Origin of the sequence: Kluyvera sp. CRP, assembly GCF_019930565.1 — a bacterium.
GTDB classification, from domain to species: Bacteria; Pseudomonadota; Gammaproteobacteria; order Enterobacterales; family Enterobacteriaceae; genus Kluyvera; species Kluyvera georgiana_A.
In genome coordinates, this window is the sequence record NZ_CP082841.1 from 4,956,479 (window position 1) to 4,977,072 (window position 20,594).

The window sequence follows — 20,594 nt, forward strand, 5'->3', positions numbered from 1 at the left end:
ACGTTTAAATCAAACGTACTTACCCAAAGGAACTGCCATGAACTCGCTTCGCTATCTCGACTTTGGCGCTTCGCGCGATCTGCTGCTGCTGATTGCCCGTATCGCTATCGTGCTGCTGTTTATTCTCTCCGGCTATCCCAAAATGCTCCACTACGACGGCACGGTGCAGTACATGGCCTCCATCGGCACACCGATGCCGGCGCTGGCGGCTATCATCGCGATCGTGATGGAAGTTCCCGCCGTTATTCTGGTGATTCTGGGGTTCTTTACGCGTCCGCTGGCGGTGATTTTTCTGTTCTATACGTTGGGGACAGCGGTGATTGGCCACCACTACTGGAACATGACCGGCGATGCGGTGATGCCAAATATGATTAACTTCTACAAAAATATCAGTATCTCGGGGGCGTTCCTGCTGCTGGCAATTGTCGGGCCGGGGAAAATCTCGCTGGATCGTCGCTGATGGAGCGTCGCCATCAGGCGTAAAAAAGGCCGCATATGCGGCCTTTTTCACATCACACGATTCACGCTTACGCGTAAACCGGGAAGCGTGCACAGATATCCAGCACTTTCGCTTTCACGCGTTCAATGGTGGCTTCATCATTGATGTTGTCCAGCACGTCACACATCCAGCCAGCCAGCTCTTTCACTTCCGCTTCTTTGAAACCGCGACGAGTAACAGCCGGGGAACCGATACGGATACCGGAGGTCACGAACGGGCTCTTTGGATCGTTCGGGACGCTGTTTTTGTTCACGGTGATGTTAGCGCGGCCCAGGGCTGCGTCAGCTTCTTTACCGGTCAGGTTTTTATCCACCAGGTCCAGCAGGAACAGGTGGTTCTCAGTACCGCCAGAAACCACTTTGTAGCCGCGGTTCAGGAACACTTCCACCATCGCTTTCGCGTTTTTCGCAACCTGCTGCTGGTAGACTTTGAATTCCGGTTCCATCGCTTCTTTCAGCGCCACCGCTTTACCCGCGATTACGTGCATCAGCGGGCCGCCCTGCGCGCTTGGGAAGACAGCAGAGTTCAGTTTTTTGTACAGCTCTTCATCACCGCCCTTCGCCAGGATCAGGCCGCCGCGCGGACCCGCCAGGGTTTTGTGGGTAGTGGTGGTGACAACGTGAGCGTGCGGAACCGGGTTCGGGTATACGTCAGCGGCAATCAGGCCAGCCACGTGCGCCATGTCGACGAACAGGTATGCGCCGATGCTGTCAGCGATTTCGCGCATTTTTGCCCAATCAACCACGCCGGAGTAAGCAGAGAAACCACCGATAATCATCTTCGGCTTGTGCTCTTTGGCCAGCTTCGCCATTTCGTCATAGTCGATTTTACCGGACTCATCGATACCGTAAGGGACGATGTTATACAGTTTACCGGAGAAGTTGACCGGGGAGCCGTGAGTCAGGTGGCCACCCTGCGCCAGGTTCATACCCAGAACGGTATCGCCCGGCTGCAGCAGCGCGGTGTAAACAGCGAAGTTAGCCTGAGAACCGGAGTGCGGCTGCACGTTAGCGTAGTCGGCGCCAAACAGCTCTTTCGCGCGGTCGATAGCCAGCTGCTCAACGACATCAACGTATTCGCAGCCGCCGTAGTAGCGCTTGCCCGGATAACCTTCAGCGTATTTGTTGGTCAGCTGAGAACCCTGCGCCTGCATGACGCGCGGGCTGGTGTAGTTTTCGGAGGCGATCAGTTCAATGTGCTCTTCCTGACGTACTTTTTCTTGCTCCATAGCCTGCCACAGTTCGGCATCATAATCGGCAATGTTCATTTCACGCTTTAACATCCGCATCTCCTGACTCAGCTAACAATAAAATTTTGACCTGAAAAAGGCAGTCCTGTTGGACAACGGCCCACAGTATAACTGATTAGTTCTGTGATAACAGGTCTTGACAAACGAAATTACGCAAACGTTTACCTTCAAGCCACACAAGGGATTGAGCAATAAAGCGCTTCAGGGCGCAAACGGATTTCTTTTCAGGATTGTGATGCGAATTATTCATGTTGTAACCAGGAGACCCCATTAAAACAAAGAACCATTTACAAAGCAGGGGTATTTTTATAAGATGTATTTAACATGCAACAATTAATAACACGAAAGGAAGACCTGCCATGCTTGATGCTCATACTATCGCCACCGTTAAAGCCACCATTCCGCTGCTGGTCGAAACCGGTCCAAAGCTTACTGCCCACTTTTATGACCGGATGTTTGCCCATAACCCGGAGCTGAAAGAGATTTTTAATATGAGCAACCAGCGCAACGGCGATCAGCGTGAAGCGCTGTTCAATGCCATTGCCGCCTACGCCAGCAATATTGAAAACCTCCCTGCCCTGCTGCCGGCGGTGGAGAAAATCGCCCAGAAGCACACCAGCTTCCAGATTAAGCCGGAGCAGTACAACATTGTCGGCGAACACCTGCTGGCGACTCTGGATGAGATGTTCAGCCCGGGCCAGGAAGTGCTGGACGCGTGGGGCAAAGCCTACGGGGTACTGGCAGGCGTGTTTATCAAGCGTGAAGCAGAGATCTACCAGGATAACGCCGGCAAAACCGGTGGCTGGGAAGGCACCCGCGCATTCCGTATCGTGAAGAAAACCCCGCGCAGCGCGCTGATTACTAGCTTTGAAATGGAACCCGTAGACGGCCAGCCGGTAGCGGATTACCAACCGGGCCAATATCTGGCGGTATGGCTGAAGCCCGAGGGCTTTGAGTTTCAGGAAATTCGTCAGTATTCACTGACCCGCAAGGCAGATGGCAAGGGTTACCGCATTGCGGTGAAGCGCGAAAATGGCGGCCAGGTATCAAACTGGCTGCATAACGAGGCAAAAGAAGGTGATATTGTCCATCTGGCCGCGCCGGCTGGCGACTTCTTCCTCAACGTGTCGCCACAAACGCCGGTGACCCTCATTTCCGGCGGCGTCGGCCAGACACCGATGCTGGCGATGCTCGATACGCTCGCGAAGAATCATCATCCGGCGCAGGTGAACTGGTTCCACGCCGCGGAAAACGGCGAGGTTCACGCCTTTGCCGATGAAGTCAACGCGCTGGGCGCAGAGCTGCCGCATTTCACTTCACACCTGTGGTATCGCGCGCCTACCGAGGCAGACCGTCAAGCCGCCGCTTTTGATAGCGAAGGGCTGATGGCGCTGGAACCACTGGCCGCGAATCTACAGAACCCAGAGATGCAGTTCTACCTCTGCGGCCCGGTTGCCTTTATGCAGCACGCGGCCAAACAGTTAGTGGCGCTAGGCGTCAGCAGCGATCGTATTCACTATGAATGCTTCGGTCCGCATAAAGTACTGTAATCTTTTCTTTCCAGACGGGCATATTTTGCCCGTCTTCCTCCCCCATCGTACGCTCTGCAAGGTCAAAAAACCGGACAGCGAATTGTGTTATGATTAATCTCCTGTCCCATTTTTTATCCTTTGGCGATTCATTTATATGCAACAACCGGTTGTACGCGTTGGCGAATGGCTGATCACGCCTTCTATTAATCAAATCAGCCGCGCAGGCCGACACCTCACTCTGGAACCGCGATTAATCGATCTGCTGATGTACTTTGCCCAGCATCCGGGGGAGGTACTGAGCCGTGATGAACTGATCGATAACATCTGGATGCGTAACATCGTGACCAGCCATGTGGTCACCCAGAGCATTTCTGAGCTGCGCAAATCGCTGCGTGACGGCGACGATGGGCACATTGATTATATTATTACCGTTCCCAAACGCGGCTATCAGCTCACGGCTGAAGTCACCTGGCTTGATGAAACAGAAGAGAATCAAACACCTGAGGCGCCGGTCGTTTCGCTAGCCCCCACGGCCGCGCCGGCAAACGCGTCAGCGGCCCCGCGACTCAAAGCGAAACGCCGCTGGTACTCCAACGTCTGGACTCAGTTTGCCTTCCTGCTTTCGTTGGGCGTGCTGATAGCGATGGTGTTACTGACCGTCATTCGTCCCCATCCGCAGATCACCCGCTCACATCTGTTGCTGAACCCGCGCGACATCGACGTACGCTTTGAGCCGGGCGCATCGTGCAATAACTGGGTATCACAGCAGGCCTACGCCATTGGGCTGGGAACGCTGATCACCACCTCGCTGAATACCTACTCCACCTTTATGGTGCATGACAAAACCAACTACAACGTCAATGAGCCCAGCAGTTCCGGGAAAACGCTGACCATCAGCTTCGTCAACCAGCGTCACTACCGCGCCCAGCAGTGCTTTATGTCGGTACTGTTGGTGGATAACGCCGACAGTTCAAAGATGCTTGATAAGCGTTATTTCGTCACCGACGGAAACCTGGTGTCTATTCAGCGCGATCTTTTTGACAGCCTTTCTACCGCGCTGACGCAGCCATGGCCAGCACAGATGCAAACCATGCTGGCACATCTGGATATGCCCCAGCCGATGTCACTCGCCCAGTTCTATCAGGCACTGTTATTAATTTCCCAGGGCGATGCGCCGTCTTTAACTAAGGCGAGCGCCATGCTCGACAGTATTATTAAGCTGTCGCCCGATTTCGCCTATGGCTATGCCCAGAAAGCGATGGTGGATGTATTACGCCATTCGCAGCAACCGTTTGATAGCAGCCAACTGGTGGCGTTAAGCCACGAATTAGATCACGTGGCCAACATGCCAGAACTGCAAAATAGTGCGGTGCTCTATCGTATTCGGGCAATTGATGCGTTAGGCAAAGGCAGTATTGATAACGCGTACGAGGCTATTAATAAAAGCATTGAGCTGGAAATGTCATGGCTTAATTATGTAGTGCTGGGAAAAGTGTACGAAATGAAAGGTGAGAATCGGCTTGCCGCTGACGCCTATATCACTGCCTTTAATTTACGTCCCGGCGACAATACGCTGTACTGGATTCAGAACGGAATATTCCAGACGTCGATAGAAAAAATTGTTCCTTATCTGCAAACCTTCCTGCCTAAAACCGCTTAGCGGGCGTTGACCGTCATTATCATGGTTAAATAAGGGCACGCAAGATGTAATATTGATGTTGTTGCAAGGTTTTAATTGTTACCTTGCAGCAACATCTCCCCTCCAGCAAGGACAAACCCTACTCCATTGTAATTATTAAACATTTACCTTTTCGTGATATAAACTTTTTATCCTGACATGTTAATGCAAAAAGCTAAACACCTCATCTTTTCGATGTTTGTGTTTATTTCACTTTAACTTTAGGACTTCTCTTAGCCTGCTCAGTAATATTGCCGTCAGTTGGTCGGGTCGCTCGCCATAGCTCACCTCGCGGTCCGCACTTAAAAATACTGCTCAGGAGAAACGAACATGAGTTCCGCTAAGAAGATTGGGCTATTTGCCTGCACCGGCGTTGTCGCCGGGAATATGATGGGGAGCGGCATTGCCTTATTACCTGCAAACCTCGCCAGCATCGGTGGTATTGCAATTTGGGGCTGGGTAATTTCTATTATTGGCGCAATGTCGCTGGCATATGTTTATGCCCGACTGGCGACCAAAAACCCGCAGCAGGGTGGCCCAATTGCCTATGCGGGTGAATTATCTCCGGCATTTGGTTTCCAGACCGGCGTACTTTATTACCATGCCAACTGGATTGGTAACCTGGCAATCGGGATTACCGCCGTCTCTTATTTATCGACCTTCTTCCCAGTATTAAATGACCCGATTCCAGCGGGTATCGCCTGTATTGCCATCGTCTGGCTGTTCACCTTCGTGAATATGCTCGGTGGGACCTGGGTAAGCCGTCTGACGACCATTGGTCTGGTGCTGGTGCTTATCCCGGTTGTCATCACCGCCGTTATCGGCTGGCACTGGTTTGATATGGCAACCTATCAGGCTAACTGGAACACCTCGGCAACCACCGATCCGCACGCGGTGATCAAAAGTATTCTGCTGTGCCTGTGGGCGTTCGTTGGCGTGGAATCTGCCGCTGTCAGTACCGGTATGGTGAAAAACCCGAAACGTACCGTACCGCTGGCCACTATGCTCGGTACAGCGATTGCGGGCGTGATTTACATCGCCGCAACCCAGGTGATCTCCGGTATGTATCCGGCTTCCGTGATGGCCTCTTCCGGCGCGCCGTTCGCCGTCAGCGCCTCGACTATCATGGGTAGCTGGGCTGCGCCAATGGTGTCTGCCTTTACCGCCTTTGCGTGTCTGACTTCTCTGGGCTCCTGGATGATGCTGGTTGGCCAGGCAGGCGTTCGTGCCGCTAACGATGGTAACTTCCCGAAAGTGTACGGCGAAGTCGATAAAAACGGCATCCCGAAAAAAGGCCTGCTGCTGGCCGCCGTCAAAATGACCGCGCTGATGATTATCATCACCATCATGAACTCCAGCGGCGGTAAAGCCTCTGACCTGTTCGGTGAACTGACCGGTATTGCGGTTCTGCTGACCATGCTGCCGTACTTCTACTCCTGCGTTGACCTGATTCGCTTCGAAGGCTTCAACATCCGTAACTCGGCGAGCCTGGTGTGCTCCGTGCTGGGCTGCGCGTTCTGCTTTATCGCGCTGATGGGGGCCAACTCCTTCGAGCTGTCCGGCACCTTTATCGTCAGCCTGGTCATCCTGATGTTCTATGGCCGCAAAATGCATCAGCGTCAGCATGACGACCACGACAACAAACCGGCTGAAGCGCTCTAACCGCTAACTCCCCTATTTCTACAGGCCCTTCCTCCCCTGCCGCTAACGCGGTGGGAAGGGCCTCCTTTACCTGGAAACATGACTATGACTATGAACGTTATTGCTATCATGAACCACATGGGCGTCTACTTTAAAGAAGAGCCTATCCGTGAGCTTCACCGCGCCCTGGAAGGCCTGAACTTCCAGATTGTTTACCCGAATGACCGCGAAGACCTGCTGAAGCTGATCGAAAACAACGCCCGTCTGTGCGGCGTGATCTTCGACTGGGACAAATATAATCTCGAGCTGTGTGAAGAGATCAGCGCGATGAACGAGTACATGCCCGTTTACGCTTTTGCGAACAGCTACTCCACCCTCGACGTGAGCCTCAACGATCTGCGCATGCAGGTTCGCTTCTTCGAGTATGCGCTGGGCGCCGCCGACGATATCGCCGCGAAAATTCGCCAGAACACCGACGAGTACATCGACACCATTCTGCCGCCACTGACCAAAGCGCTGTTCAAATACGTTCGCGAAGGCAAGTACACCTTCTGTACGCCAGGCCACATGGGCGGTACCGCCTTCCAGAAAAGCCCGGTCGGCAGCATCTTCTATGACTTCTTCGGCCCGAATACCATGAAGTCTGACGTGTCGATTTCCGTTTCCGAACTGGGTTCTCTGCTGGATCACTCCGGCCCGCACAAAGAAGCGGAAGAGTATATTGCCCGCGTCTTTAACGCCGAACGTAGCTACATGGTGACCAACGGTACCTCCACCGCCAACAAAATCGTCGGCATGTACTCTGCCCCGGCGGGCAGCACCGTACTGATTGACCGTAACTGCCACAAATCGCTGACCCATCTGATGATGATGAGCGACATTACGCCAATCTACTTCCGCCCGACCCGTAACGCCTACGGCATTCTGGGTGGGATTCCGCAAAGCGAATTCCAGCACGCGACGATTGCTAAACGCGTGAAAGAGACGCCGAACGCCACCTGGCCGGTACACGCCGTTATCACCAACTCCACCTACGACGGCCTGCTGTACAACACTGACTACATCAAGAAAACGCTGGATGTGAAATCCATTCACTTCGACTCCGCGTGGGTGCCTTACACCAACTTCTCGCCGATTTATGCCGGTAAATGCGGGATGAGCGGCGGCCGTGTGGAAGGTAAAGTGATCTATGAAACCCAGTCCACGCACAAACTGCTGGCCGCGTTCTCTCAGGCTTCGATGATTCACGTGAAGGGTGACGTCAACGAAGAGACCTTCAACGAAGCCTACATGATGCACACCACCACCTCTCCGCACTACGGTATCGTGGCCTCCACCGAAACCGCTGCGGCGATGATGAAAGGTAATGCCGGTAAGCGCCTGATTAATGGCTCTATTGAACGCGCGATCAAGTTCCGTAAAGAGATCAAACGTCTGAAAGGCGAATCCGAAGGCTGGTTCTTTGATGTCTGGCAGCCGGATCATATCGATGGTCCGGAATGCTGGCCGCTGCGCTCCGACAGCCCGTGGCACGGTTTCAAAAACATCGATAACGAGCACATGTACCTCGACCCGATCAAAGTCACCATTTTGACCCCGGGGATGAAGAAAGACGGCACCATGGACGAGTTCGGTATTCCGGCAAGCCTGGTGGCGAAGTATCTCGACGAGCGCGGCATCATCGTTGAGAAAACCGGCCCGTACAACCTGCTGTTCCTGTTCAGCATCGGGATCGATAAAACCAAGGCCCTGAGCCTGCTGCGCGCGCTGACCGAGTTCAAACGCGCGTTCGACCTGAACCTGCGTGTGAAAAACATCCTGCCGGCGCTGTACCGCGAGGCACCGGAGTTTTATGAAAACATGCGTATTCAGGAACTGGCGCAGAATATCCATAAACTGGTTGAGCATCACAACCTGCCGGACCTGATGTTCCGCGCGTTTGAAGTGCTGCCTGAAATGGAGATGACGCCGTATACCGCGTTCCAGAAAGAGCTGCACGGCGAAACCGAAGAGGTATATCTGGAAGAGATGGTTGGCCGCGTCAACGCCAATATGATCCTGCCGTATCCTCCGGGCGTTCCGCTGGTGATGCCGGGTGAAAAAATCACCGAACAGAGCCGTCCGGTGCTGGAGTTCCTGCAAATGCTGTGCGAAATCGGCGCGCACTATCCGGGCTTCGAAACCGACATCCATGGCGCTTATCGTCAGGCTGACGGCCGTTACACCGTAAAAGTACTGAAAGCTGAAAACAGCAAATAATAAAAAAAGTAGAGGGAAGCGGCGTGCCGCTTCCCTTTTTTCACGCCGCAAGGAGTTCACATGAAAACACCCTCACAACCGCGCGCGATCTACTACATCGTGGCGATTCAAATCTGGGAATACTTCAGCTTTTACGGCATGCGCGCCCTCCTCATCCTTTATCTCACCCACCAGCTCGGCTTTAACGACAGCCACGCAATCAATCTTTTCAGCGCTTACGCTTCTCTGGTCTATGTGACCCCTATTCTGGGCGGCTGGCTCGCCGACCGCCTGCTCGGCAACCGCACGGCGGTAATTGCCGGTGCGTTATTGATGACGCTCGGCCACGTGGTGCTCGGTGTCGAATCTGACGCGACCTGGAGCCTGTATCTGGCGCTGGCGATAATTATCTGCGGCTACGGTCTGTTTAAATCCAATATCAGCTGCCTGCTCGGCGAGCTTTACGCGCCGGACGACCATCGCCGCGACGGCGGTTTCTCGCTGCTGTATGCCGCGGGTAATATCGGCTCCATCGCCGCGCCGATCGCCTGCGGGCTGGCGGCGCAGTGGTATGGCTGGCACGTCGGCTTTGCGCTGGCTGGCGTCGGGATGTTTATCGGCCTGATGGTGTTCTTAAGCGGCCACCGTCACTTCCGCCACACGCAGGGCGTGAACCAGCCGGCATTACGCGCAGTCAGGTTCGCGTTACCGACCTGGGGCTGGCTGGTGCTGATGCTGTGCATCGCGCCGGTATTCTTTACGCTGCTGCTGGAACATGACTGGTCAGGCTATCTGCTGGCGCTGGTCTGTGCGATTGCCGCCGGCATCGTCGCGCGAATCATGCTGCGTTTTCCGCAGCACCGCCGCGCGCTGTGGCAAATCGTTCTGCTGATGCTCACCGGTACACTGTTCTGGGTACTGGCGCAGCAGGGTGGCAGCTCTATCAGCCTGTTTATCGACCACTTCGTCAACCGCCACTGGCTGAATATCGAAGTGCCGACCGCGCTCTTCCAGTCGGTCAACGCGATCGCAGTCATGGCGGCTGGCGTGCTGCTGGCCTGGCTTGCGCGTCCGGAAGGCGGTGCCAGTTCAACGCTGCGAGTGTGGCTGAAGTTCGCCTTTGGGCTGGCGTTGATGGCCGCAGGCTTTATGCTGCTGGCGCTGAACGCGCGTGGCGCCCAACTTCACGGACAGGCGTCGATGGGGATGATGATCGTAGGTCTGGCGCTAATGGGGTTCGCGGAGTTGTTTATTGACCCGGTCGCGATGGCACAGATTACCCGTCTGAATCTGCCCGGCGTTACTGGCGTACTGACTGGTATCTACATGCTGGCGACCGGCTCCGTCGCTAACTGGCTGGCGGGCGTAGTGGCGCAAAAAACCACCGAATCGCAGATCAGCGAAACGGCGATCGACGCCTATGGGCACTTTTTCTCACAGATGGGGGAATGGACGCTGGGTTGCGTGGCGCTCATTGTGGCGCTGGTCGCGCTGCGCCGCCTGCTCGGTAGCCCGGCAGCCGCATTAGCGGAATAACGTGATGAGCTGCCTGCATATCGCCGCAGGCAGCTGACTACGGGCTTAGATAGCCGCGTCGTCCTCTTCGCCGGTACGGATACGAATCACGCGCGCCACATCAAAGACGAAGATTTTACCGTCGCCGATTTTGCCGGTCTGGGCGGTACGGATAATGGTATCCACACAGGTATCGACGATATCGTCGGTGACCACGATTTCAATTTTTACTTTCGGCAGAAAGTCGACCATGTACTCGGCGCCGCGGTACAGCTCGGTGTGGCCCTTCTGGCGACCAAAGCCTTTCACTTCCGTTACCGTCATCCCGGTGATGCCCACTTCCGCCAGCGCTTCACGGACGTCATCCAGTTTGAAGGGTTTAATAATCGCATCAATCTTTTTCATGGTGTTCCTGTCGTTTTTATCGCGTAACCGGTTGCTTACCGTATCATAAATCACTCGTATGTACGGTGCTACTCTTTAAAATCGTTGGCGTCCAGTTCATGGCGCGAGAGTAATTTATAGAACTCAGTGCGGTTGCGGCCCGCCATCCTCGCGGCGTGGGTAACGTTACCTTTGGTGATTTGCAGCAGCTTGCGCAGGTAGTTGAGCTCAAACTGATTACGCGCCTCAACAAAGGTCGGCAGCGCGGTGTTTTCCCCTTCCAGCGCCTGTTCCACCAGCGCATCGCTGATCACCGGCGAAGAGGTCAGCGCCACACACTGCTCAATCACGTTCACCAGTTGACGCACGTTACCCGGCCAGTTGGCCGCCATCAGGCGCTTCATCGCATCGGTAGAAAACGCGCGCACAAACGGTTTGTGCCGGTCGGCGGCCTGGCGCAGCAGGTAGTTCGCCAGCAGCGGGATATCTTCGGTACGTTCGGCAAGCGTTGGAATCTTCAGATTCACCACGTTCAAGCGATAGAACAGATCCTCACGGAACTCGCCGCGCGCCATCGCCTTCGGCAGATCGCGATGGGTGGCGGAAATAATCCGCACGTTAATGTCCAGATCGCGGTTGCTGCCCAGCGGGCGCACCTTACGCTCCTGCAGCACGCGCAGCAGCTTCACCTGCAGCGGCGCGGGCATATCGCCTATTTCATCAAGAAACAGCGTACCGCCCTCAGCCGCCTGGAACAGCCCCTCACGATTGCTGACCGCCCCGGTAAAGGCGCCGCGAGCGTGACCAAATAGCTCGGACTCAAGTAGCTGTTCCGGCAACGCACCGCAGTTAATCGCCACAAACGGCTTCGCGTGGCGCGGGCTGGCATTGTGAATCGCCTGCGCCAGAATTTCTTTGCCGGTGCCGCTCTGGCCGTTAATCAGCACGCTGACGTCCGATTGCGCCACCATTTGCGCCTGCTCCAGCAGGCGCAGCATCAATGGGCTACGGGTAACGATGGCTTCCCGCCACTGCTCATCATTGGCAGGCGAAGAGCGTTCTAACGCCTCGTCGATAGCCTTATAGAGCGCGTCTTTATCCACCGGCTTGGTTAAGAAGCTGAAGACGCCTTGCTGCGTGGCGGAAACCGCATCCGGAATAGAGCCATGCGCCGTGAGGATAATCACCGGCATACCTGGCTGTACTTTTTGAATTTCGCTGAACAGCTGCATGCCGTCCATTTCGTCCATCCGCAAATCGCTAATCACCAGGTCGATACGTTCTTTTGCCAGTACGCGAAGCCCCTGCTGACCGCTTTCCGCCGTATCCACCCGGTAGCCCTCGCTGACCAGGCGCATTCCCAGCAGCTTAAGCAGGCCGGGATCATCATCCACCAGCAGCAGGTGCGCAGGTTTACGGTTACTCATGTTTATCCTCATCAGATGCCGCCGGATGTGACATATCAGCGCCCGGCTTACGGCTGGAAAGCTGGCGTTCAATGTCCGTCAGGTTTTGCAGTTTGCGGGTGGTGAGGTCCAGCTCAGCCTGGAGCTGCTGCTGTTGCAGACGCAGCGCGTCGAGCTGACCATCGCTGGTTTCCTGCAGTTTGCTATAGCGCAGGCGCTCTTCGGATAATGACAATTGCAGCGCCTGACCATCGCGCCATACCTGGTAGAGCGGACGAATGCGGGTAGGAATTTGCGGGCTCAGCGCGTCAATGTCGTTGACCAGTTGACGCCGCTCGGCGGGGGCAATTTTGGCATTCGCCAACAGGATGCCGCGCTTAAACGCGCCCTGCCAGCTGTCGGCAGCCAGAGAGCTCGCTTCAGAACGGGCGCGGGCCGCCGTTAGACGGTCGGCACAGTCCATACCGCGCAACCAGTAGAGTGGATTGTTTTCGGCAGTACCGCCGTTTAGCGACCAGATATCATCGCAATCGGTCGACAGGTAATCCGCCACCTGCTGGCGCGGTTCGCTGACCTCGCCGCTGGCCCCCGCATTGTGCGGTAGAAGCGTGGCGTTACATCCGGAGAGCATCAGACAGGCCAGGCCTAACAGGCCGTCTCGCCACTGCCGTCGTCGTTGACCCGTACGTGCTAATCGTTGGGGCATAGTCACTCGATATCGATTCAGGTGATTGTTTTTTCAAGCCCAGGGGCCGGAAGCTCGATGCGAAAACAGACGTTGCCGTCCTGAGGATCAAGGAGATGCAGTTCGCCGTGCATTTTACGCACGGAATCGCGCGCAAGGCTTAACCCCAGACCGCTCCCTTTCACCGCGCCTTTGCGCTGTTGGCTGCCCTGGAAGAAAGGCTCAAAAATCATTAATTTTTCTGCGTCCGGGATAGGTGAGCCGGTATTGATAACATCAATATAAACCCGAGCTCCTTCCCGACGGCTTCGGAGATAAATGTTACCGGATTCAGTGCCGTAGTGCACCGCATTCGAGTAGAGATTATCCAGCGCATTCATTAATAGCGTTGGCTCCGCCAGACAGCCAGCCGCCTGCAGGTCGACCTGCGTGTGCATCATTTTAGCTCGCGCTGGCAGGCTGTGCGCGGAAACCACCATCTCAACCAACGGCGCCAACGCCACATACTCCATCCGCACCGCGGTTTCACTGAGTTTACGGTTATAGTCCAGTAGCTGCTCGATCAGCGTTTGCAGGTTGCGGCTGCTGCTATCAAGAATGGCTACCACTTCTTTTTGCTCGGCGCTGAGCGGCCCTACGACCTGATCGGCCAGCAGTTCGGTACCTTCACGCATGCTGGCCAGCGGCGTCTTTAGCTCATGGGAAAGATGACGCAGAAACTGATGGCGCTGGGACTCCAGCCACGACAGACGCTCGCTCAGCCAGATAATACGCTGCCCGACGGATCGTAGCTCGCGCGGCCCGCGGAACATAACCTCGCCGTCCAGCGATTGCCCTTCCCCTAATCGGTTAATCATACTCTCAATGCCCTTCACCGGCCCGATAATCATGCGGGTGAACAGCAACACCATCGCCAGACTCACCAGGAACAGCACCAGCGCCTGCCAGCCAAAGAACTGACCGCGCTCGGCAATCGCCTGCTGTAGTTGCTGCCCACGGGAGAAGACCACGGTGCGAGTGGCCTGCACCATCTCGGCGTTGGCGGTAGAGAATGCTTCCAGCCGGGCCAGCGCCGCCTTCTCCGGGCCGCTGTTGGTGCACTGAAGCTGCGTCAGATCGTGCAGATTCTGGCGCAGCCGCTGGTAGAGGGTTTCATCAGGCAGCACGCCCGCGTGTGCGTCCAGCATATCGCTATAGCGCTTACGTTGATTCTGATACACCTTTGCCAGGGTCGGGTCATCCAGCACGCAATACTGACGGTAGCTCCGTTCCATATCCAGCGCGACGTTAGCCATCGCTTCGCTACGACGAGCATCGATAAGCGTGGTACGGTTAGTCTGTTCAGCCTGCGCGCTCAGGATATTCAGGCTCTGCCAGGCCTGCCACGCCAGCACCAGCAGCGGCAGCAGAATCAGCAGAAAGGCCAGCGTCACCAATTGGCGCAGCGAACGGGGCGAAAGAGAGAGGCGTTTCAACGGAGGTGTCTCAGTAAATCAACGTACCGGCATGCTAACTGAGGATATCAGCGAGGGAAAGGCCAGAAATAACAAAGCCGGGCAAAAGCCCGGCTTTGTTATGGAATAAGGCGGTGCCTAACTCAACGTTTCGCCCGATGGTTGATAAAGCAGCGCTATTATCAGTTGCTGGACGGCAGGCACCTTGTTGTGCGTCATTCGAAGTTTATGTAGCACGTCCCGAAGGGGCTGACATAAGAAGGTGAATGAGCCACTGGTTAATATTATGCACGATGTGTGCCAATATACAAAACAATAAATTAACACAATGAAATATATGGAGAATATATTTAAAAAGCGCAGTTAACGAATTGCACGTAATTTACCCACAACGTCGCCAATCAGAGACACTCTTTTTCAATAAAAATAAATCACATTAAAATCAAATAATTAAACGTCTCCATTTGGAGACACTCACCTGGGGGATATGTCGGGATTTACCGACACCTGCGAAATTTCAGTATCGCGTTGCCGCCCTACCTAAACCGCAGAATAAAAAAAGCCCCTCCGGAGAGGGGCTGGAAGGATTAGCCAAGCTGCTTACGCGCATTGCGGAAGATACGCATCCACGGGCTATCCTCGCCCCAGTTTTCCGGGTGCCAGGAGTTCGCCACGGTACGGAACACACGTTCCGGGTGCGGCATCATGATAGTAACGCGGCCGCTTTCGTTGGTGACCGAGGTAATGCCGTTCGGGGAGCCGTTCGGGTTCGCCGGGTAGGCTTCGGTTACCTTACCGAAATTATCGACGAAGCGCAGCGCCACCAGACCTTTGTTTTCCAGCGCAGCGAGGTGTGCGCCGTCACGCACTTCCACATGACCTTCACCGTGGGAAACGGCAATCGGCATGCGGGAGCCTTCCATACCTGCCAGCAGCAGCGACGGGCTGCTGGTCACTTCCACCAGGCTGAAGCGCGCTTCAAAACGGTCGGAATGGTTACGCACAAAGCGCGGCCACAGATCGCTACCCGGAATCAGCTCGCGCAGGTTTGACATCATCTGGCAGCCGTTACATACGCCCAGCGCCAGCGTCTGCGGGCGATGGAAGAAGGTGGCGAACTCATCGCGCACGCGGTTGTTGAAGAGGATGGATTTCGCCCAGCCTTCACCCGCGCCCAGTACATCGCCGTAGGAGAAACCGCCGCAGGCCACCAGCGCCTGGAAGTCCGCCAGACCGGTGCGCCCTGCCAGCAGGTCGCTCATGTGGACGTCGATAGCGTCGAAGCCCGCACGGTGGAAGGCGGCCGCCATCTCAACGTGGGAGTTCACGCCCTGCTCGCGCAGTACGGCCACTTTTGGACGCGCCCCGGTAGCGATATACGGTGCCGCAACATCCGCATCGATATCGAAGGTGAGCTTCACGTTGAGGCCAGGATCGTTATCGTTCGCTTTCGCTTCATGTTCCTGATCGGCACATTCCGGGTTATCGCGCAGACGCTGCATCTGCCAGGTGGTCTCTGCCCACCACATACGCAGCGTGGTGCGGCTTTCGCTGAACACCGGCTGACCGTTGGCGGTCAGAGTGAAGCGGTCGCCTTCAACGGCTTTACCAAGGTAATGCACGCAGTCGGCCAGACCGTTGGCCGCCAGAATCGCTTCCACCGCTTCGCGGTCAGCGGCGCGGACCTGAATCACCGCACCCAGTTCTTCGTTGAACAGCGCGGCCAGGCGATCGTCGCCCATCGCCGCCACGTCGGCTTCCACGCCGCAGTGACCGGCAAACGCCATCTCTGCCAGGGTGACCAGCAGGCCGCCGTCGGAACGGTCGTGGTAGGCCAGCAGTTTACGCTGCGCCACCAGCGCCTGAATCGCGTCGTAGAAGCCTTTCAGCTGCGCCACGTCGCGCACGTCGGCCGGCTTGTCGCCCAGTTGACGGTACACCTGCGCCAGCGCCGTTGCGCCCAGCGCGTTGTGGCCCTTGCCGAGATCAATCAGCAGCAGGGCGTTGTCTTCGGTCACCAACTGCGGCGTGATGGTGTGGCGAACGTCTTCCACGCGGGCAAAGGCGGAAATCACCAGCGACAGCGGCGAAGTCATTTCGCGCTGTTCGTTGCCTTCCTGCCAGCGGGTTTTCATCGACATCGAGTCTTTGCCCACCGGAATGGTGAGGCCCAGCTGCGGGCACATCTCTTCACCGATGGCTTTCACCGCTTCGTACAGACCGGCGTCTTCACCCGGGTGACCGGCGGCGGACATCCAGTTTGCCGACAGCTTAATATGTTTGATATCGCCGATCTGCGTGGCGGCGATGTTAGTCAGCGCTTCCCCTACCGCCAGACGAGCGGAGGCAGCGAAGTCCAGCAGCGCGACTGGCGCACGTTCGCCGATAGACATCGCTTCACCATAGTAGCTGTCGAGGCTGGCGGTCGTGACCGCACAGTTGGCTACCGGAATCTGCCACGGGCCAACCATCTGGTCGCGCGCCACCATACCGGTAACGGTACGGTCGCCGATGGTCACGAGGAAGGTTTTCTCGGCGACGGTCGGCAGGTGCAGCACGCGGTTGACCGCGTCAGCCAGCGTAATCTGCTCACGCGCCAGCGCTTCGCCCTTCGCTTTCAGCGTCTGTACGTCGCGCGTCATCTTCGGCGTTTTGCCCAGCAGCACATCCAGCGGCATGTCGATCGGCTGGTTGTCAAAATGGCTGTCGCTCAGGGTTAAATGCTGCTCTTCGGTTGCTTCACCAATCACCGCGTACGGTGCGCGCTCGCGCTTGCACAGTTCGTCGAACAGCGGCAACTGATCGGCGGCGACCGCCAGCACATAGCGTTCCTGGGATTCGTTACACCAGATTTCCAGCGGGCTCATGCCCGGCTCATCGCTCAGGATGTCGCGCAGCTGGAATTTACCGCCGCGCCCACCGTCGCTCACCAGCTCCGGCATGGCGTTAGACAGACCGCCCGCGCCGACGTCGTGAATAAACAGAATCGGGTTGGCATCGCCCAACTGCCAGCAGCGGTCGATAACTTCCTGGCAACGACGCTCCATTTCCGGGTTGTCGCGCTGTACGGAAGCAAAGTCGAGGTCAGCGTCAGACTGACCGGAGGCCATTGAAGAAGCCGCCCCGCCGCCGAGGCCGATATTCATCGCCGGGCCGCCAAGGACGATCAGCTTCGCGCCAACGACGATCTCGCCTTTCTGCACGTGATCGGCGCGAATGTTGCCGATCCCGCCCGCCAGCATGATCGGCTTATGGTAGCCGCGCAGCTCTTCGCCGTTATGGCTGTTGACCTTCTCTTCGTAGGTACGGAAGTAACCGGTGAGCGCCGGGCGACCAAATTCGTTGTTGAACGCCGCGCCGCCCAGCGGGCCGTCGGTCATGATATCCAGCGCGGTAACGATACGTTCCGGCTTGCCGAAATCTTCTTCCCACGGCTGTTCGAAGCCAGGAATACGCAGGTTGGAAACAGAGAAGCCCACCAGCCCGGCTTTCGGCTTCGCGCCGCGCCCGGTGGCGCCTTCATCACGAATTTCACCGCCTGAGCCGGTTGCCGCGCCCGGCCACGGAGAGATGGCCGTCGGGTGGTTGTGAGTTTCCACCTTCATCAGGATATGGGCTGGTTCCTGATGGAAATCGTAGCGACCGGTTTTGTGGTCGGCGAAGTAACGTCCAACTTCAGAGCCTTCCATCACCGCGGCGTTGTCTTTATAGGCCGACAGCACGTGATCCGGGGTGGTTTCGAAGGTGTTTTTAATCATTTTAAACAGCGACTTCGGCTGCTGTTTACCGTCGATAATCCAGTCGGCGTTAAATATCTTGTGGCGACAATGTTCGGAGTTGGCCTGCGCGAACATGTACAGCTCGATGTCGTTCGGGTTGCGCCCCAGTTTGCTGAACGCATCCTGCAGATAGTCGATTTCATCCTCCGCCAATGCCAGGCCGAGACGCACGTTGGCGTCAATCAGCGCCTGACGGCCCTGGCCGAGCAGATCGACGCTGGAGACCGGTGCAGGCTGATGATGCGCAAACAGTTTTTCGGCATCCTGTAAGGAAGCAAACACGCTCTCCATCATGCGGTCGTGCAGCTCCGCCGCCACGGCGTTCAGCTGCGCGTCGGTCAGGCTTGCGGCTTCAACGTAGTAGGCCACCCCGCGTTCCAGACGCAGCACCTGCTGCAGGCCACAGTTGTGGGCGATGTCAGTAGCTTTGGAAGACCAGGGAGAGATAGTGCCAGGACGGGGAGTGACGAGCAGCAGTTTACCGGTAGGGGTATGGCTGTTGAGGCTTGGGCCATACTGCAACAGTCGCTCGAGTCGGGCCCGCTCGTCTTCGGTCAGCGGCGCGTCCAGGTCGGCAAAATGGACATACTCGGCGTAAATATTGCTTACCGGGAGGTTGGCTGCCTGAAACCGCGTCAGCAGTTTGTTAATACGAAATGCAGACAGTGCAGGCGAACCACGCAGAATTTCCATCATAAGTCTCTCGTCTTCTCAGCTTTCAGTGTGCGCAATGGGGGAGAACGGCGGCTATTATAGAGAATCCTGCGGCCTGACGAAACCGTTTGCGTCGAAATAAAATCATCTCTCGTCTTTACCAATAGGTGTGACGCACATCGCGAATCAGTTGCCAACTGGCGTAATCTTAAGCAAAATGCCGCTCATTCTGTAACAAACCGTAATGTTATCAGGGACACACTCGGGTACTTCAGCGAATTAACCGTTTGAAAAAATTAAAGATTAATTATCTGCTGATCGGCGTTGTCACGTTGCTGCTGGCAGCGGCCCTTTGGCCCTCACTCCCCTGGTTTGGCAAACCAGAGAATCGCATCGCCGCCATTGTGGAGCGGGGGGAGCTGCGCGTCAGTACCGTCCAGTCGCCGCTGACCTACGCCACCATTAACGGCAAAGTGTATGGGCTTGATTACGAGCTGGCCCAACAGTTTGCCGACTACCTCGGCGTCAAACTGAAGATAACCGTGCGTCAGAATATCAGCCAACTGTTTGACGACCTGGACCACGGCGATGCCGATTTACTGGCCGCCGGGCTGGTCTATAACACTGAACGCGTACAGAACTACCAGGCGGGGCCAACCTACTACTCCGTCTCACAACAGCTGGTCTACCGTGTGGGCAGCAACCGCCCGCGTAGCCTGAGTAATGTCACCGCAGAGCAACTCACCGTCGCGCCGGGGCAGGTGGTCATCAACGATCTCCAGACGTTAAAAGAGAAGAAATACCCCGACCTCGCCTGGACGGTGGATGACAAACGCGGTTCGGTCGATCTTATGCAGGTGGTCATCGACGGTAAACTCAACTACACGATCGCGGATTCCGTCGCCATCGGACTGTTCCAGCGCGTACATCCCGAGCTGGCCGTCGCGCTCGACGTCACCGACGAACAGCCGGTGACCTGGTTTAGCCTGAAAGACGGCGACAACACGCTTTCTGCAGCCATGCTCGACTTTTTCAATAATATGAATGAAGACGGCACCCTCGCCCGCCTTGAAGAAAAGTACCTTGGGCACGGCGACGACTTTGACTACGTCGATACGCGCTCTTTCCTGCGCGCGGTCGATAACGTCCTGCCCGACCTGCAACCGCTCTTTGAAAAGTACGCCAGCGCAATAGACTGGAAGCTGCTGGCGGCCATCTCCTACCAGGAATCGCATTGGGACCCGCTGGCAACCTCGCCGACCGGGGTACGCGGCCTGATGATGCTGACCAAAAATACCGCCCAGAGCTTAGGCCTGAGCGATCGTACCGACGCCGAGCAGAGTATCAGCGGCGGCATGCGTTATCTGCAGGACATGATGGATAAGGTGCCGGACAGCGTGCCACAGGAAGAGAAAATCTGGTTTGCGCTCGCCGCCTATAACATGGGCTACGCGCATATGCTCGACGCCCGCGCGCTGACAGCGAAGCAAAAAGGCAACCCGGACAGCTGGGCGGACGTAAAACAGCGCCTGCCTTTGCTCAGCCAGAAGCCATGGTACAGTAAGCTGACCTATGGCTACGCGCGCGGCCATGAGGCCTATACCTACGTCGAGAACATCCGTAAGTACCAGATAAGCCTGGTGGGCTATTTGCAGGAGAAAGAGAAGAAGGCGACGGAGCGGCTGGAGATCGCAGAGGCTTACCCGGTGGTGACCCTTGATGAGCTTCACCGCGACAGCAATCTTTTCGGGCTGTTCTCCTTTTTACGCCAGGACAGCCAGAGCGGCAACGACGCCTCTCTGCTCTATTTTCCGGCGAAACACTAGATTACCGTTCAAAAACGCCGACAGCGTCACGCTCGTTTCCGCGCCAGTGCCAAA

13 protein-coding genes are annotated in these 20,594 nt (G+C 56.3%); 7 read left to right on the top strand and 6 right to left on the bottom strand.

Annotated features, from left to right (window positions below; all coding sequences use genetic code 11):
• The first annotated feature begins 37 nt into the window (after positions 1 to 37).
• Positions 38 to 460, top strand: coding sequence for a DoxX family protein (locus K7B04_RS23455; protein WP_223803137.1), 423 nt, complete (start codon positions 38 to 40; stop codon positions 458 to 460).
• Between the two features lie 67 nt (positions 461 to 527).
• Here the strand turns inward: K7B04_RS23455 and glyA are convergent, their stop codons facing one another.
• Positions 528 to 1,781: a serine hydroxymethyltransferase gene (gene glyA, locus K7B04_RS23460; protein ID WP_024157213.1), complete on the bottom strand. Its 1,254-nt coding sequence runs from the start codon at positions 1,779 to 1,781 to the stop codon at positions 528 to 530.
• Between the two features lie 326 nt (positions 1,782 to 2,107).
• Between glyA and hmpA the strand changes: the two genes are divergently transcribed.
• The 5 genes from hmpA to dtpD all read left to right on the top strand — a co-directional run bounded on the left by hmpA (position 2,108) and on the right by dtpD (position 10,373).
• Positions 2,108 to 3,298, top strand: coding sequence for an NO-inducible flavohemoprotein (gene hmpA / locus K7B04_RS23465; RefSeq protein WP_223803138.1), 1,191 nt, complete (start codon positions 2,108 to 2,110; stop codon positions 3,296 to 3,298).
• Between the two features lie 136 nt (positions 3,299 to 3,434).
• Positions 3,435 to 4,940, top strand: coding sequence for a lysine decarboxylation/transport transcriptional activator CadC (gene cadC / locus K7B04_RS23470; protein ID WP_223803139.1), 1,506 nt, complete (start codon positions 3,435 to 3,437; stop codon positions 4,938 to 4,940).
• A 348-nt stretch (positions 4,941 to 5,288) separates the two neighbouring features.
• Positions 5,289 to 6,620, top strand: coding sequence for a cadaverine/lysine antiporter (cadB, locus tag K7B04_RS23475; RefSeq protein WP_163448301.1), 1,332 nt, complete (start codon positions 5,289 to 5,291; stop codon positions 6,618 to 6,620).
• A gap of 90 nt (positions 6,621 to 6,710) precedes the next feature.
• A complete protein-coding gene (gene cadA, locus K7B04_RS23480) occupies positions 6,711 to 8,858 on the top strand; it encodes a lysine decarboxylase CadA (protein ID WP_163448342.1) in 2,148 nt (715 codons plus the stop codon).
• A 60-nt stretch (positions 8,859 to 8,918) separates the two neighbouring features.
• Entirely contained in the window at positions 8,919 to 10,373 is a 1,455-nt protein-coding gene (dtpD, locus tag K7B04_RS23485; protein ID WP_223803140.1) for a dipeptide permease DtpD, read from the top strand.
• 45 nt (positions 10,374 to 10,418) lie between these two features.
• Here the strand turns inward: dtpD and glnB are convergent, their stop codons facing one another.
• The 5 genes from glnB to purL form a co-directional block, all read right to left on the bottom strand.
• Entirely contained in the window at positions 10,419 to 10,757 is a 339-nt protein-coding gene (gene glnB, locus K7B04_RS23490) for a nitrogen regulatory protein P-II (protein WP_002914032.1), read from the bottom strand.
• Positions 10,758 to 10,825: 68 nt separating this feature from the next.
• Positions 10,826 to 12,163, bottom strand: coding sequence for a two-component system response regulator GlrR (glrR, locus tag K7B04_RS23495; protein ID WP_163448303.1), 1,338 nt, complete (start codon positions 12,161 to 12,163; stop codon positions 10,826 to 10,828).
• On the bottom strand, positions 12,156 to 12,848 hold the full coding sequence (gene qseG / locus K7B04_RS23500; protein WP_163448304.1) for a two-component system QseEF-associated lipoprotein QseG: 693 nt from the start codon (positions 12,846 to 12,848) through the stop codon (positions 12,156 to 12,158). Before qseG ends, glrR begins: the two co-directional genes overlap by 8 nt.
• 17 nt (positions 12,849 to 12,865) lie before the next feature.
• Positions 12,866 to 14,302, bottom strand: coding sequence for a two component system sensor histidine kinase QseE/GlrK (qseE, locus tag K7B04_RS23505; protein ID WP_163448305.1), 1,437 nt, complete (start codon positions 14,300 to 14,302; stop codon positions 12,866 to 12,868).
• A gap of 566 nt (positions 14,303 to 14,868) precedes the next feature.
• Positions 14,869 to 18,756: a phosphoribosylformylglycinamidine synthase gene (gene purL, locus K7B04_RS23510; protein WP_223803141.1), complete on the bottom strand. Its 3,888-nt coding sequence runs from the start codon at positions 18,754 to 18,756 to the stop codon at positions 14,869 to 14,871.
• A gap of 245 nt (positions 18,757 to 19,001) precedes the next feature.
• On the opposite strand from purL, the gene mltF reads away from it, so the two are divergent.
• Positions 19,002 to 20,540 (top strand): membrane-bound lytic murein transglycosylase MltF, encoded by a 1,539-nt coding sequence (mltF, locus tag K7B04_RS23515; protein WP_223803142.1) that lies wholly within the window; start codon positions 19,002 to 19,004, stop codon positions 20,538 to 20,540.
• Positions 20,541 to 20,594: the final 54 nt, after the last annotated feature.

What these genes read in the sequence shown, in the direction of transcription:
- K7B04_RS23455 (WP_223803137.1), top strand. Translation starts at nt 38, where the DNA reads ATGAACTCGCTTCGCTATCTCGACTTTGGCGCTTCGCGCGATCTGCTG.
- glyA (WP_024157213.1), bottom strand. Translation starts at nt 1,781, where the DNA reads ATGTTAAAGCGTGAAATGAACATTGCCGATTATGATGCCGAACTGTGG.
- hmpA (WP_223803138.1), top strand. Translation starts at nt 2,108, where the DNA reads ATGCTTGATGCTCATACTATCGCCACCGTTAAAGCCACCATTCCGCTG.
- cadC (WP_223803139.1), top strand. Translation starts at nt 3,435, where the DNA reads ATGCAACAACCGGTTGTACGCGTTGGCGAATGGCTGATCACGCCTTCT.
- cadB (WP_163448301.1), top strand. Translation starts at nt 5,289, where the DNA reads ATGAGTTCCGCTAAGAAGATTGGGCTATTTGCCTGCACCGGCGTTGTC.
- cadA (WP_163448342.1), top strand. Translation starts at nt 6,711, where the DNA reads ATGAACGTTATTGCTATCATGAACCACATGGGCGTCTACTTTAAAGAA.
- dtpD (WP_223803140.1), top strand. Translation starts at nt 8,919, where the DNA reads ATGAAAACACCCTCACAACCGCGCGCGATCTACTACATCGTGGCGATT.
- glnB (WP_002914032.1), bottom strand. Translation starts at nt 10,757, where the DNA reads ATGAAAAAGATTGATGCGATTATTAAACCCTTCAAACTGGATGACGTC.
- glrR (WP_163448303.1), bottom strand. Translation starts at nt 12,163, where the DNA reads ATGAGTAACCGTAAACCTGCGCACCTGCTGCTGGTGGATGATGATCCC.
- qseG (WP_163448304.1), bottom strand. Translation starts at nt 12,848, where the DNA reads ATGCCCCAACGATTAGCACGTACGGGTCAACGACGACGGCAGTGGCGA.
- purL (WP_223803141.1), bottom strand. Translation starts at nt 18,756, where the DNA reads ATGATGGAAATTCTGCGTGGTTCGCCTGCACTGTCTGCATTTCGTATT.